The organism is Spirosoma terrae (assembly GCF_010435915.1).
Taxonomy (GTDB): domain Bacteria; phylum Bacteroidota; class Bacteroidia; order Cytophagales; family Spirosomataceae; genus Spirosoma; species Spirosoma terrae.
In genome coordinates this window covers 244599-257693 of the sequence record NZ_JAAFZH010000010.1, presented here as the reverse complement: position 1 = coordinate 257693, position 13095 = coordinate 244599, and the positions used below count along the sequence as shown (strand labels likewise).

16 protein-coding genes are annotated in these 13095 nt (G+C 44.3%); 7 read left to right on the top strand and 9 right to left on the bottom strand.

Annotated features, from left to right (window positions below):
- Positions 1-104: 104 nt before the first annotated feature.
- The 4 genes from GK108_RS31570 to GK108_RS20870 form a co-directional block, all read right to left on the bottom strand.
- Entirely contained in the window at positions 105-254 is a 150-nt protein-coding gene (locus tag GK108_RS31570) for a DUF2652 domain-containing protein (protein WP_163952719.1), read from the bottom strand.
- Positions 255-295: 41 nt separating this feature from the next.
- Entirely contained in the window at positions 296-508 is a 213-nt protein-coding gene (locus tag GK108_RS20880) for a hypothetical protein (protein WP_163952717.1), read from the bottom strand.
- Between the two features lie 90 nt (positions 509-598).
- Positions 599-922 carry a cupin domain-containing protein gene (locus GK108_RS20875; protein ID WP_163952715.1) on the bottom strand — a complete coding sequence of 108 codons (324 nt, stop codon included), beginning with the start codon at positions 920-922 and terminating at the stop codon, positions 599-601.
- A 21-nt stretch (positions 923-943) separates the two neighbouring features.
- Positions 944-1735 carry an SDR family oxidoreductase gene (locus GK108_RS20870; protein ID WP_163952713.1) on the bottom strand — a complete coding sequence of 264 codons (792 nt, stop codon included), beginning with the start codon at positions 1733-1735 and terminating at the stop codon, positions 944-946.
- Positions 1736-1876: 141 nt separating this feature from the next.
- Between GK108_RS20870 and GK108_RS20865 the strand changes: the two genes are divergently transcribed.
- The 3 genes from GK108_RS20865 (at position 1877) to GK108_RS20855 (ending at position 5633) form a co-directional block, all read left to right on the top strand.
- Entirely contained in the window at positions 1877-2254 is a 378-nt protein-coding gene (locus GK108_RS20865) for a winged helix-turn-helix transcriptional regulator (protein ID WP_163952711.1), read from the top strand.
- A 384-nt stretch (positions 2255-2638) separates the two neighbouring features.
- Complete coding sequence (locus GK108_RS20860; RefSeq protein WP_163952709.1) at positions 2639-4663, top strand: sensor histidine kinase; 2025 nt, start codon at positions 2639-2641, stop codon at positions 4661-4663.
- Positions 4664-4886: 223 nt separating this feature from the next.
- Positions 4887-5633 (top strand): helix-turn-helix domain-containing protein, encoded by a 747-nt coding sequence (locus tag GK108_RS20855; RefSeq protein ID WP_163952707.1) that lies wholly within the window; start codon positions 4887-4889, stop codon positions 5631-5633.
- A gap of 106 nt (positions 5634-5739) precedes the next feature.
- Here the strand turns inward: GK108_RS20855 and GK108_RS20850 are convergent, their stop codons facing one another.
- The gene (locus GK108_RS20850) at positions 5740-6114 is read right to left on the bottom strand and encodes a VOC family protein (RefSeq protein ID WP_163952706.1); all 375 of its coding nucleotides are present in this window, start codon (positions 6112-6114) and stop codon (positions 5740-5742) included.
- 333 nt (positions 6115-6447) lie between these two features.
- On the opposite strand from GK108_RS20850, the gene GK108_RS20845 reads away from it, so the two are divergent.
- The 4 genes from GK108_RS20845 to GK108_RS20835 all read left to right on the top strand — a co-directional run bounded on the left by GK108_RS20845 (position 6448) and on the right by GK108_RS20835 (position 8922).
- A complete protein-coding gene (locus tag GK108_RS20845) occupies positions 6448-7884 on the top strand; it encodes an amidohydrolase family protein (RefSeq protein ID WP_163952704.1) in 1437 nt (478 codons plus the stop codon).
- Positions 7885-7944: 60 nt separating this feature from the next.
- Positions 7945-8124: a transposase gene (locus tag GK108_RS20840; RefSeq protein WP_163952702.1), complete on the top strand. Its 180-nt coding sequence runs from the start codon at positions 7945-7947 to the stop codon at positions 8122-8124.
- A 213-nt stretch (positions 8125-8337) separates the two neighbouring features.
- Complete coding sequence (locus GK108_RS31565) at positions 8338-8508, top strand: IS3 family transposase (protein ID WP_394366285.1); 171 nt, start codon at positions 8338-8340, stop codon at positions 8506-8508.
- Positions 8509-8694: 186 nt separating this feature from the next.
- Positions 8695-8922, top strand: a complete 228-nt coding sequence (locus GK108_RS20835) for a DDE-type integrase/transposase/recombinase (protein ID WP_163952735.1) — start codon at positions 8695-8697, stop codon at positions 8920-8922.
- An 85-nt stretch (positions 8923-9007) separates the two neighbouring features.
- Here GK108_RS20835 and GK108_RS20830 read toward each other — a convergent pair whose 3' ends face one another.
- The 4 genes from GK108_RS20830 to GK108_RS20815 form a co-directional block, all read right to left on the bottom strand.
- Entirely contained in the window at positions 9008-10168 is a 1161-nt protein-coding gene (locus GK108_RS20830) for an acyltransferase family protein (protein ID WP_163952700.1), read from the bottom strand.
- A 13-nt stretch (positions 10169-10181) separates the two neighbouring features.
- Positions 10182-11564, bottom strand: coding sequence for a purple acid phosphatase family protein (locus GK108_RS20825; RefSeq protein WP_163952698.1), 1383 nt, complete (start codon positions 11562-11564; stop codon positions 10182-10184).
- 24 nt (positions 11565-11588) lie between these two features.
- Positions 11589-12443 carry a glycerophosphodiester phosphodiesterase gene (locus GK108_RS20820; protein WP_163952696.1) on the bottom strand — a complete coding sequence of 285 codons (855 nt, stop codon included), beginning with the start codon at positions 12441-12443 and terminating at the stop codon, positions 11589-11591.
- 87 nt (positions 12444-12530) lie between these two features.
- Positions 12531-13049 carry a YfiT family bacillithiol transferase gene (locus tag GK108_RS20815; RefSeq protein WP_163952694.1) on the bottom strand — a complete coding sequence of 173 codons (519 nt, stop codon included), beginning with the start codon at positions 13047-13049 and terminating at the stop codon, positions 12531-12533.
- Between the last annotated feature and the right edge of the window lie 46 nt (positions 13050-13095).

Sequence of the window (13095 nt, the reverse complement as noted above, 5' to 3'; positions counted from 1 at the left end):
TATTGTTGGGTAACTAGCGCATAGGTAGGTGAGTGGGGTGACCATTTTTTATCGATAACATCGCTACCTGAGGACAATTGATCTTTAGTCGCCCAATTTGCTCGTTAAATGCTCTGCTCAAACTGCAATAGCACCGCCGTTACCGGTAGAGCTGTCCCGTATTTATAAAATAAAATGGCATCACCTTCTATTTCTGAAATGTGAAAATCAAGTGTATTATTCCTGATAATGGCGCCTAATAGGCTTGCTATCACACAAGCGCCTGCGGTATTATCGGCTTGTTGTACAAACTGGATTAGCCGCTGATGTCTACAATCAGAATAGTGCCTTTTTTGTCAGTTATAGACTGTTTTAGTAGGGCATCACTGGCGGGTCCTCTCCGAAAACGATCCGATTTCCTGGCTGTTGAGCCTTTCTGAAAAGTTGGCCGATCCGATGTATCATCAAGATCGTTTTTGAGCAAAGCCTCTTCGGATTGCCTGGTTTTTATAGCCACAAAATATGACATCCTTTAGCTACCTTTTTTTAATATGAGCGAAAAAAGGAACGGCTAAAAGTAGTCGTTCCTGTGAGAATGGTTTAAAGTAGTCAACCCTATTTATCCTGTAATTTTCAATGACTGTATTAATTCATCCGCTATTTCTAAATGATAACTCAGTAGAATAGGGCTTCCGGGAAAATTCCCTGAAGTTTCCGCCTTTAAAAGACTTTCCGTTTCTTTTTCTTCAAAGCTAACGGGCTGCATTGTCGCCTGGTATCGCTCATTGGAATCGGTAATCCAATCCTGTATTTCTTTTCGTCCATGGTGGGTTTTTCCCTCATCGAAAACTACGGCGGTTTCAGAAAAACAATTGGCGTACGCGACACTATCAAAGTTATTTTGTGCTATCGCTAAATCGGCTATTACTTTCGGTAAGTTCATTCGTTTAAATTTTAAAGATTATTAAATTGTTGGTACCGTACCGCCATCGATTACAAATTCGGTCCCTGTTAAATAACTGGCTCTTGGTGAAACAAGAAAACCTACTAACTCAGCAACTTCTTCCGATTCGGCAGGCCTGCCATAAGGTATACCACCCAAGGCATCCATTACACCTTGTTGCGCTTCTTCTACAGTACTGTTCGCGTTTCTGGCAATTTCGCCCAGCCACGCTTTTGATGCTGTTGTATTAATCCATCCTGGCGAAACAGTCAGCACCCGGATACCCTTAGGAGTAACTTCGTTCGATAAACTTTTACTGTAGTTTCTCAATCCGGCTTTGGCAGCTGCATACGGCAACGTAGAATCGTAAAGCGGTAATATGCCCTGGATCGAAGCGATATGAATGATGACACCACTTTTTCGATTGATCATCTGTGGCAGAAATCCTCTGTCCAGTCGGACAGGAGCCAGCAGGTTAGCCTGTAGCGTCGATTCCCAATCGTCATCCGTTGAAGCGACAAAACCGCCAGCAGGTGTAGATGATCCACCGAGGTTGTTGACCAGGATGTCTAGTCTCCCATACGTTGATAACACCTCGCTGATTACTTTCTTGGTGCCTTCTGCTTTGCTGAGATCGGCGGAGATAAAATGCAGATGGTGGTTTTCAGTTTCCGGTGCGTTTCTTGCGGTAATAATAACCGTTGCCCCTGCTAGTAAAAGCCTTTCTGCAATGGCTCTTCCGGCTCCTTTTGTACCTCCTGTTACCAAGGCAATTTTGCCTGATAACTCATTGTTGAAATTAAACTGGTCCATTTTATTACCCTACTTTTGAGAATTAACTATAGGGCAAAATTGGCGTGTAAAAGAAGTTTAGACAAGTACGGTATTACGATTCATATAGGGATAAATTTTTCCCCTATTGCACAAAATGGAACATACGTTTAAGTTTGCAATATGTACGAGAGAAAAACAATACCGAACTTAACTTGTGGCCTTGATCTAATCGGTGAAGTACTGTACGGCAAATGGAAAATACGTTTGCTTTGGTTTATTAACGAGGGCTATAAAAGACCCAGTGAGTTGCAACGTAAAATACCGGATGCATCACGCAGGGTTTTGAATATTCAGTTGAAAGAATTGGAAGAACACGAACTGGTTAGGAGAAAAATTTATGCGGTTGTACCACCCAAAGTAGAATACAGCCTTACCGAATTTGGGAAGACGTTAATCCCTTTGATTGCCGCATTAGGGCAATGGGCCGATGAACACGAAGACCATTTGCGGGATGCGATTTTGAAGCAAGCTGTAAGTTCTGATTTGGATGTACCCTGAATTAGCTAATCTGTTTATCAACGGTACCATCCAGTTCTTCGCTTCTTATGATAAAGTGATGTTGCCTATAAATTGGTTTGGTTCGGACGCCTTTCTAACCTTCTTAGAATTTACCATTGAGACGTTTTGTATAGGAATTATCTTTGTATTTCCTAGATATGAAACGCCCTGTTTGAAAAGCAGAATGATGAGCATTGGTGCGTCTCAGTTGGGCGCTTTAATGAGATCATATTACATTGAAATAGCTTGGTACAAGCCGTGCTGAGTTATTTCAATGTAGTATAGCAATTTATGAATATGTGCAATACGAAATCTACTTGTTTGACAATTACTGCTCTTTAGCGTATTTCACTTTAATCCTCTTTTACGGTAAACTAGTAAATTATGAGTCTCAAGTCGGCATTATTTTTTTTAATAATATTGCTAAGCTGTCCTATTATTGCGAGTTATGCATCTCCGTCATTAAAATATCAATTCGATAACGCAAAAAGTGATACCGCTCGTTTAGCTGCCTGCATTAAGCTAATTCAATTCTATAAGACCTCGCTTAAGAAGGATAGCTGTTTATTATATATCAATCAAGGACTAGAATTGGTAAAAAGAACTAAAAATACAACTTATCATGCAGAATTCTATAAACTATGTGGGCGATTTTTTAATAATAAAGAACAGCCGGAATTAGCCTTAAACTATTTTAACAAAGCTAGATACTGGGCACTGAAAAATAAGCAGATAAGGCAAATTGCAACCATTGACTATCATTTAGCTACGCTTTATTCAGACAAAGCGCTAGGGAGTAATAATAAGCTAGATCTTGCTGATGCTTTACGGAAAATATATGAAAATATTCACTTTGCAAATAAGCACAATTTACTACGTCACGAAGTTGCCAATTACAGCCATTTAGTTAATTTCTACCAGTTGAATGGTAATGATTCCCTTGGATATTTACTCTTAAAAAAGCAAATGTCTTTATTCGATAAAGGCAAAAGTCTTAATATCCATTCTCCTGACATAGTCCATACAAAACTTGAGACTAATTTCTTTTTTAAAAATTTTGCAGAAGCTGATAGTAACTTACGAGAGCTCGATAAAATCAGAGCGGAATCAACAACCTATAATTATTTTACTCATTTAGCGATAATTATGACTTTCGTAAAATTCGGCTTTTTTTCGAAAGCGATTGGAGTAGGCAGTGAGGTCCAGGAAAAGCCCGAAATTATGTCAGGCATGTCTAGGCTTGATAAGTCTATTTTTTTTGCTTATCTATCTGATGCATATCTGCATGAGCATCAATATAAACAAGCTAAACAAGATTACTTAAAAAGTATAGCTTTTGCTAACGAATTTGAGCTAGAATCAAAAACAAAAATATCCTCTTATTTGAGCATCGAATTATTGAAAATTAAAATAGATTTGTCAGAACACGAAGGTAACCTTCATGAAGCTTTGGTAGCCTCCAAAAAGTTAGCTGCTCTTAAAGATAGTATCAACGCAAATCAGCGCATCTTTGAGTTAGCTGCCAGTCAGGTACAATTTGAGACTCAAACGAAGGAGGATAGTTTAACTCAGCAAATTCATTTGCAAAAGCTGGAAAATCAATATAGAGGAGAAAGTCTGGAGCAGTCTAAAAAAATTCAATGGCTCTCGGTCTTAATTATTATTTCTTTGGTTTTTATTATTCTTTTTGTAGTTGTTCAAACAAGGAAAATAAAAGGACAGTCTATTGAATTGAAAAAGTTAAATGATATGCAGAACAAGCTTTTTGGCATAATTAGTCATGATTTACGTAGCCCGGTAGTCAGCCTACAAACTTTTCTGGGAAGTATAAACAGGACTAAAAACCCGGAAAGAGTAGTTGAGACATTTTCCAATTTGGAAGTACAAGTTGGTGTAGTTAGTAATACCTTAGATAATTTATTAAACTGGTCCATCAACCAGATGGGGGGGATAAAACCAAGAATTCAGAAAGTAAATATACTGGAAGCCGTCGAGCATATTCTTGAGTTGTCAAGCCACGTAATTCACTATAAATCTATTTCTGTAAACGTTTCTGTCGAGGAAGATTATGTATTGGCTGATGGAAATTTGACCGAGATTGTTATCCGAAATATTCTTACGAATGCAATCAAATTTACTCCCGTTCATGGAGCCATCAGTCTATCATCCAGAATAGAAAAGGACGAATTAATTCTTCAGATTCAGGATAATGGCATCGGTATGACAGAGGCTCAGCTGAATACTCTTTTTTTAAACTATAACAGCCGCAAGGGTACAATGGGAGAAAAAGGTAGTGGCCTGGGCCTTAAGCTGAGCCATGAGCTAATGGCCGCACAACAGGGAAAGATCGACATACAAAGCAAGGTCAATGTAGGAACTACAGTCACTCTTATCTTCAACGCTTCTTAACTTGTACTTTTCTAAAGAGTTGAATACTGATAAAAAAACGCCCGAATTATATACACTCCCACGTCTCAGGAGGGAGTGTTCGTTGAGCCGAAATATCATAGAGTAACAAGCTAGAAACGACTGTTGCAGATCTGGCCGTGCGGGAGTTTATTACGCCATTACGGTTTTGTAGTAGAATAGCCCTCAAAGAGATGAATGAAGCAACCCAACCCAACTAGCATTTATGGCCATCAAGTATTACCAGCAACCTCCCAGCGAGCCACTGAATGACTTCATCTTTACGTTTTGGAAGACGCAAAATAACTCTGTATCCGAATGCCACTACTCCGTTATGCCCGATGCGGGTATCGAATTGATCATTGCCATCTTGCCGGGTAAACCATCCCAAACGCATTTGTTCGGCCTTGCCACTCATATCGTCAATATCACCATTCCGGCAGGGGCCGTCTTATTCGGTATTCGATTTAAACTCTTAGCCGTTGAGTACCTCCTGAAAACCGCGCTCCCAACCAATTCGATCCAGGAACTGCCCACCAGTTTTGGGGGTGTCAAGCTGCAAGCTGAAACGCCACTGACTGTCTTTGTTGATTCACTGAATGCATATTTATATGCACAAATCAATTCAATGACAGTTGACCCAAGAAAACGAACGCTTTTGAATATCGTCTACACCACCAAGGGGGCTATTTCCGTCCATTCCTTAGCTCTTGAAACGGGTTGGGCTGCTCGACAGATCAATCGGTATTTCAGCACTACGTTTGGCTTACCGCTGAAAGAGTACTTAGAACAGCTCCGCTTTTTTTCGTCTTTACCACAGATTAGTGAAGGTAATTTTTACCCGCAGGAGAATTACTACGATCAATCCCATTTTATCCGCCAGATTAAAAAGCATACCGACAGTACGCCTAAGCAACTCTATCAACAACGAGCTGTCCGGTTTGTCCAATTAGGCCACTACGCCAAGGAGTAATTTTGCTTGAAAGAGCCAACATTACCTCTGGCAGTAAGTGCTTGTGATGGATTCCTACACTAGGCTCAGTTTTGAGGTCAGTGTAAACGCAAACTGTGATTGCTACTTATTCGAATGAAGCAGGAATAACGCTAATTTCAATCATCAGGCTACCCACGTGAAAATAGAAACCAAACGTATTTCTTATTTTCCTGGGCTCACTCTCAAAGACTACCTCTTCCCTCTGAAGCTTATCATAGATTGCCACTACCGATTCACGATCAGGTTGATAAAAACCAATATGGAAATTTTCAGGATAGCGAGCGGTGTGGTCCTTATTGAGTTTTGACGACCAGAGTACTAAAGCAAATTCATCGGAATTAGTTAAAACCGCAATAACATCTTTCCGATTCTGAATACAGATAAACCCAAAGTGCTTTTCAAACAAGTTGATTGCCGCAGGAATGTCGGTGACGACAATATTGATATGATTGAGTTTCATGTGATTTGTCATTAAATGGTGCCACAAAATTGGTCTTATGACATCGGTATAAATTGGACAAATCGGACATTTTGATGAGGTCATTACTACCCGCGAATTATAGATACTACCTCCTCTCATTTGGAAGCAATTAATGAGATAAAGACAACAAACGTTTGCTGCCAAATAAGAATCAGTCTCTACGGTAAAACGGGGCTAGTTAGATAACGGACACTTAGGGTACGATTTCGGACAAATAACAGTTAGTCTAATATGCTGACGATAAGAGCTGTAGGGTAATGGCATTATTATTGGGATTAGTACAAGTCTCGACTATTCAGCACGCTATCAGCTATGCGCAATAACTTTCTTTCATTTTTTTTTCTGGTAACTCTTTTCCTGGCCTGCATGTCCCACGCAGTTGCTATGTTGCCGATTAGTTATCCGCCTAAACAGGCTGTTCAACAACACCCGTTCATTATTAAAAACGTGAATGTCATTGCCATGACTTCACCTAATAAAGTTTTGTATCATACTACCGTAATCGTCAGAAACGGGCGTATAGAATCACTCAGCGGCGCGGTACAAAAGGACGCGATCATCATTGATGGAACCGATAAATGGCTTATTCCCGGTCTTATTGATGTGCATGTCCATCCACCAACCGATTTATCGCTTCGTCCGGGTATGCCAACCCAGCCACCTAGTGTGACCTTCAATACCCAAGATCTGATGACCCCTTATGTTGCCAATGGCGTGACAACAATCGTTAACCTGAATGCCAACATGGAAGCCTTTTGCCAACGAAAAGAGATTCAGAAAGGCTACGTAATTGGGCCTCGTATAGCGATGGCTGCGTTGATTAATGGGGGCGTGGGACCTGGTCGAACGGCGAATACGGCGGAAGAAGGGCGTCAAGCTGTTCAGGATGCCAAAAACGAAGGCTATGAATTCATCAAACTCTATTCGCAACTGAATGTTGAAACGTTTGTAGCCATCATTGATGAAGCTAATAAACTGGGCCTAAAGACAATTGGCCACATCCCTAACGCATTTCAAGGAAAACTAGAGCAAGCCTTTATCCCTCATTTTGATATGGTAGCCCATGCCGAAGAATTTTCAAAGCACGCTAAGGATTTCAGTGAACAGGAGGCTCAGCGATTTGCTCAGCTAGCTAAACAAAACGGCACCTGGTTGTCGCCTACCTTGATTGCTAGCGTTCGTATTGCCGAGCAGGTGCGGTCTTTAGATAGTCTAAAAGCCCTATCTACGCTCCAATATGTGCCCCCCTTGCTACAAAGTAAATGGCTAACAGCTAATAGCTATAACAAAAACGCTAGCCCGGAACGAGTCGATTATTTTGATAAGTTAGTTCAGTTTCATTTTCAATTAGTACGTTCTTTCAAGGAGATTGGTGTTCCGATAGTGGCCGGTACGGATGCGGGGGTTTCGGGCGTGGTTTGGGGTTTTTCGTTGCATGATGAACTAGCCCTGTTAGCCAAAGCCGGATTGACTCCTGAGGAAGTATTAGTTTCGACGACTCGTTTATCAGCCACTTGGTTAGGTATGGCTAGCGAAGTAGGTACGATTGAAGTCGGAAAAGTAGCGGACCTAGTTTTGCTGAATGCCAATCCCCTAGAAGATGTAGCCAATACTCGGAAAATTTCGGGTGTCTTTGTGAATGGCCAATGGTTGCCTCAAACTAAATTGCATGCAATGCTGAGAGAATTGTCTAAACGCAACACGGCCTCCAAAGCCCAATATGATTGGAAAAAACTGATAGGTAGATAAGGTGGTTGTTTGAGATGGTTTAATAAATCGGCACACTGAACTTGCTTAACTTGCAAGAACATGCAGCCAAAAAACAAAGCTCTTAAACGTCGCAAATACGATACAGCCTTCAAAACTGATGTGCTGAAAATGATTGCGAATGGGAAAAGCGTGATTTACGTAGCTCAGACACTGGGTATTAGTGAAGTGCTGATCTATAACCGCGACGGCAGACCGTTGGAAGCAGTGCAGTACAAGTGAAGAAAAAAAACACTTTTTGAGCTAGGCTTCTGATGTGATGATTGAGAACAAGCAGCTGCTAAAACGGATCAGCCAGTTGGAAACTGAGCGCGAGATCTTAAAAAAAGCGTTGAGCATTATCAGGCCCGGCGGGGAACCGCGACAAACCTTCAATTACGGTACGAGCTAATTCAATAACTAGCCAATGAGTTTGCCGTTGAAACACTATGTTTGGTGATCGGGGTGAGTCGTTCCGCCTATTATCGGTATCTGCGGGGCGACAGCTATCAACTAACGCCAGAGAAAACAACCTGCCAACGCGTAGTGGAACAGGTCTTTGCTGAGCATAGACGATGCTATGGCAGTCGACGGATTACGAGTGAGTTACAGCAGAAAGGTATTTGATCGGACGCCATCAAGTACGAGCGTTGATGAAAGCACCTGATCTACAAGCTATTCAACCCAAATCGTTTGTGCGGCAGCGGCCGACCGTCTCTTACAACTAAAAGCACTCATGCCAGAGGATATTGGCCCATTTTTTTGTTAAGTCAGCCTCTACCTCAAGCCCCTAATTTGGTCTAGGTCAGCGACATTACGTACCTGCCACTGGTCAATGGCGAACGGACCTACCTGGCTACTTGGATGGATCTTTACTCGCGAAAAGTGGTCGGTTGGCAGGTAGGTAAAACTATGGAAGACGAACTGGTTATCCTTCCCTTGCGTCGTGCTTTGCAGTGGCGTCAACCGGTTACAGGCCTGATTATCCATTCCGACCGAGGGGGCCAATATGTGTCAGCCGAGTTGAAAGAGTTACTATGAATATGGCGAATCAGCACCGTCCCTTTCCACAGAACTACCCAACGTACTGAACGTTGTCAGAGTTGATCGTTCAGTACGTTGGGTATCAAACGCGTAAAAACGTCTTCTTTTTATAGAGGAAATACAGGAATGCCCATTTAGCCGCCAACATGGCCAATACGGCTCCCACTTCATGCACCGCTTCGGACGAGGATAGATGGAGCAGTCCACCGAAGAAGAACCGGCCTGCATAACCAAAATCAATGAATTCGCCCGCCAGATAAATCAGAATGGAATTCATACCAATAATGGTGAAGAAGAACGTCCAGCCTTTAAATCCTTTTACGTCGATGATCCAATAGAACGTAGCGAGCAGCGTCAGGCTTAGTCCGCCGGTAACCAGTACGAACGAGCTGGTCCACAGGTTTTTGTTAACCGGGAAAACGAAGTTCCATAACCAGCCCAGCACCACGAACGTAACGCCTACACCAAGCAGCTGCAGCGCTTTTTTATTGCCCGGTTTGTGCTGCGTTCGTAGATACGTACCGGCAAATATGCCAAGCAGGGCATTACAGATAGCTGGTATCGTAGAAAATAGCCCCTCGGGGTCGTGGATGGTTTTATAAAGATGGCCAGGCACCAGTTGGCGATCGATATAGCTGGCCAGATTGCACTCCATGGTTAAAACACCCGCTCCACAACCCGGTACGGGAATCAGCATCATGGCGGCCCAATAGCCTAGCAACAACCCCACGAACCAGATGTATTGACCACGGGGACGGGTATAGAGGTAAATCAGCTGAGCAAACATGCCCGCCAGACCGATTCGGCCTAGCACACTGGGGAAACGTGTGTCTTCAAAGGCTTTGACAAAAAGTCCATTGTTGTAAATGATGCCAAGAATAACCAGAATAAGGCCACGTGCGATGATTTTGCGGGCAATCTGGGTTTTGTCATGTCCTTTATCGATACGGGAGCCGACCGAAAATGGAGTAGAAACCCCCGCCATAAACAGAAACAGCGGAAAAATGAGGTCGTAGGCCCGGAAGCCATTCCACTTGGGATGTGTAAACTGATCGGCCAGCACAACAGCCCAGGACCAACTGGTTGTTTTGACCAGGGCCTGAAAAATCTCCTCGCCACCCATAATCCAGAACATATCGAAACCGCGCAGGGTATCGAGCGAGAGTAGCCGTTTGATGGGAGCTGGCTGTGCTACAGCAGGATCGGCCCCCGTCGTTGTAGTTGAGAGTAGTGGTGTCTGCATCTAGTCAGGGTTGTTATTCGTTTTGTGCCTGTTTGCGGGCTTTGTATTCCTGGAAGCGATTCCGGTATTCCTGCATTTGCTCTGGTTTATACCGTTTCTGGTAATCGGCGGGTAACTCAAGGCGCTCGGGAGCCAGCAGAGGAGCCTGATCAATCAGCGTATTCTTGCCTTTGCTGTTTTTGATCAGGTCGAACGAGTCATATTTCTCGCCCGTTACGGTGTAAGCCTGATACGTTAGCTTGTCGCCGTTGATCGTTACGGTCTGATACAATTGGGTGTTGGATGCCGCCCGGTCCATCCAGTCCTGTAGGCCAATATCGTACATTTTTGGTCCACTGACCGATACGACATAGATCGGCCCGTCTGGGTGTTTACGACTCTTGCCCACGGGCATATTTAATCCACGACCATACGTATGGTCGTGGCCCTGCAGGACCAGATCGACATTGAATTTTTTATAAATCGGTTCCATTTTATCCTGCCATTCGTCATTATTCCGTCCTTTCGCTGTTGAGTAAATCGGATGGTGGTGCGTAATGACCGTCCATCGGTTGGGGTTGTTGCTGAGCGTTTTTTCAAGCCATACCGCTTGCGCATTCAATATAGCAGAATCCAGCAAAGCGGCCTGCGAATTCAACGAAATAAATCGCGTTCCCTGGTAATCGAGGGAGTAAGCCGTTTCTTCCAATCCTTTTGGTCCATTTTCGGGCAGTACGAATGAAGGACGCCAGTGGTTGGATAGTCTGGGCTTTCCCTGGGCATTTTTGGCGTATTCATGATTGCCCGGCGTGGCCAGCGTTGGCACCATACCGTTGATCCAGCCACCCGCTTCAAACCATTCAGCCCATTGCCAGTCCGCGTTTGACGTCGTGATCAGGTCGCCCGCGTGAATGATCAGATTGGCGGTTGGCATGGTCGAATAAGCACCACGAATGGCCCGCGACCACAGTGAACGAATGTCGTTCTGAGCGTCGCCAAAATACAGGAATGAAAAAGGAGCCGGTTGATCCTTTGCGGTTTTAAAATGAAACCACTCGGTCCAGTGCGTACCATCGCCTACGCGATAACTATATTGGGTGGCTGGTTTCAGATTCGTAAAGTGCACCGAGTGGTAATGTACGGTTTTGCCATCCAGTACAACGCGTTCAGTGGTTGCCTGGACCATACTGGCCTTGCTGACAAAATCGGGTGATGGATCGGCTTCGGCAATGGCCCCAATGGCACTCGTCACGGTGGAGTCGGTGCGCCAGTTGACCGATTGTGACGTAGATGGATTACCCTGCCAGCCAAGAATAACCCGATCAGGGTAGACCGACGGTGGGTATTCTTTGTGAGTCTGGGCTTTTGTGGCGAGGACAACTAGCGAGCAAAAGAGGGTATAGAGTAACCGGCTCATAGAGGAGAATCGTTTGGGAGATAATTAGTTCTGTGTGCTGAGCGTCCGGTAGACCGACATGACGTGATCGGTTTGAATCACATCGACACCCATGCGGGCGGCCCGTTTGTAGTGAACAGGTTGATCGAGTGTATCCAGCAAATCGCTGAAAACCTGGATACCCTGCTGATGAATCCGCTGGATAAGCGACTCATTCAGCGCTGAATAGTTTACATCAAACGCGTATGGATGCAGCGTACGGATTTTGTTGGCTATATCGTCGGCCTTCTGTAAAGCGGGCATAAGCCTTGCCGATGGAGCCACCTTCTGTAAGGCAGCTAGATACGTATCACTGCCATAAAATACAGCATTCGTTAACAAGCCGTAGTGCGTTAGCGTAGCAACCAACGGTTCGGGCGCTACGTCTTTACAGTCGATGTATAAATTGGACGCAACCGGATGATTGACGTTCCAGTCGGCCAGCAGTTGACAGACCTCCTCTAGTGTTGGAATTAATTCGTGGGCGAAAGTCCCGCTAAATCCCTTCCCGGCCGACAGTTTCTTGACGTCGGCCAGCGCCAGGTTTCGCACGGGGCCGGTTCCGTTGGTTGTCCGGTTTACCGTACCGTCGTGCAGAATAACAAGTTTTCCGTCGTTTGTTGTTCGTACATCGATTTCGATATAGTCAACCTGCATGGCCAGTGCCCGGCGATACGTAGCGAGCGTATTTTCCGGGGCCAGGTCAGATGAGCCCCGGTGAGCCGACACCCTGAGCTGATGATGGGATTGTAGTTGTTTTCGGTAATAGGCAATGGAATCCGGAGAGTGGCCTGGCTGACCTTGCGCATTGGATTGAGTCATGCAACACACGAATAAAATACTACCTAACAAACGTATCATGAAAAAAGGGAACTAGACACCGTATGTAGTACGGACTAGTTCCCTTTTCAGGCTATTGAGCCGCTGATTAATTGGCTACGTACCGAATTATTCCAGCGCAAGTCGGATATGGGCCAGATGATGCTGTACGTGCCAGGCCGACATAGCCAATGCCTGCGCCTGGGTATAGTTACGTTGCCGAACGGGATGATAATAACGAATGGCCAACTGGTCGTCAGTAAGGGATTTTCCTAACCGAACGTAGCGTTGGGTCACTCCTTCGAATAAAACTAATGAATCCTCAATAGGGGCCTGATTCGCATCGGGAGTTGCGGCCCAGCCGTCCATGTTGATGAGCGTAACGGTTTCATAATCGGGTTCTGTCAGTGCTTTCTTCATACGGAAAAAATGCAGCAACTGAATATCAGCTACGTGGTGTACCAATTGCTGAACACTCCAGCTTCCTTCGCGATACGTTCTGGCTAGTTCGTCTGGCGATAGTTTTTCAACAACTTGCCGGTACGTTGCCGGACTTGTTTCGATTGTAGCGATGAGTTTGGCGAGTTCGTCCCTTGAATAGGTGTCCTGACAGACAAATGGGCCTATCGGAAATTTTCGATTGTCCATAATTTATTTGAATTAACTGGCCGTAATGTACGGCGTATTTGATCAA

Bases quoted from the DNA above. Each gene is read 5' to 3' on its own strand.
- GK108_RS20880 (WP_163952717.1), bottom strand. From the start codon at position 508: ATGTCATATTTTGTGGCTATAAAAACCAGGCAATCCGAAGAGGCTTTG.
- GK108_RS20875 (WP_163952715.1), bottom strand. From the start codon at position 922: ATGAACTTACCGAAAGTAATAGCCGATTTAGCGATAGCACAAAATAAC.
- GK108_RS20870 (WP_163952713.1), bottom strand. From the start codon at position 1,735: ATGGACCAGTTTAATTTCAACAATGAGTTATCAGGCAAAATTGCCTTG.
- GK108_RS20865 (WP_163952711.1), top strand. From the start codon at position 1,877: ATGTACGAGAGAAAAACAATACCGAACTTAACTTGTGGCCTTGATCTA.
- GK108_RS20860 (WP_163952709.1), top strand. From the start codon at position 2,639: ATGAGTCTCAAGTCGGCATTATTTTTTTTAATAATATTGCTAAGCTGT.
- GK108_RS20855 (WP_163952707.1), top strand. From the start codon at position 4,887: ATGGCCATCAAGTATTACCAGCAACCTCCCAGCGAGCCACTGAATGAC.
- GK108_RS20850 (WP_163952706.1), bottom strand. From the start codon at position 6,114: ATGAAACTCAATCATATCAATATTGTCGTCACCGACATTCCTGCGGCA.
- GK108_RS20845 (WP_163952704.1), top strand. From the start codon at position 6,448: ATGCGCAATAACTTTCTTTCATTTTTTTTTCTGGTAACTCTTTTCCTG.
- GK108_RS20840 (WP_163952702.1), top strand. From the start codon at position 7,945: ATGCAGCCAAAAAACAAAGCTCTTAAACGTCGCAAATACGATACAGCC.
- GK108_RS20830 (WP_163952700.1), bottom strand. From the start codon at position 10,168: ATGCAGACACCACTACTCTCAACTACAACGACGGGGGCCGATCCTGCT.
- GK108_RS20825 (WP_163952698.1), bottom strand. From the start codon at position 11,564: ATGAGCCGGTTACTCTATACCCTCTTTTGCTCGCTAGTTGTCCTCGCC.
- GK108_RS20820 (WP_163952696.1), bottom strand. From the start codon at position 12,443: ATGATACGTTTGTTAGGTAGTATTTTATTCGTGTGTTGCATGACTCAA.
- GK108_RS20815 (WP_163952694.1), bottom strand. From the start codon at position 13,049: ATGGACAATCGAAAATTTCCGATAGGCCCATTTGTCTGTCAGGACACC.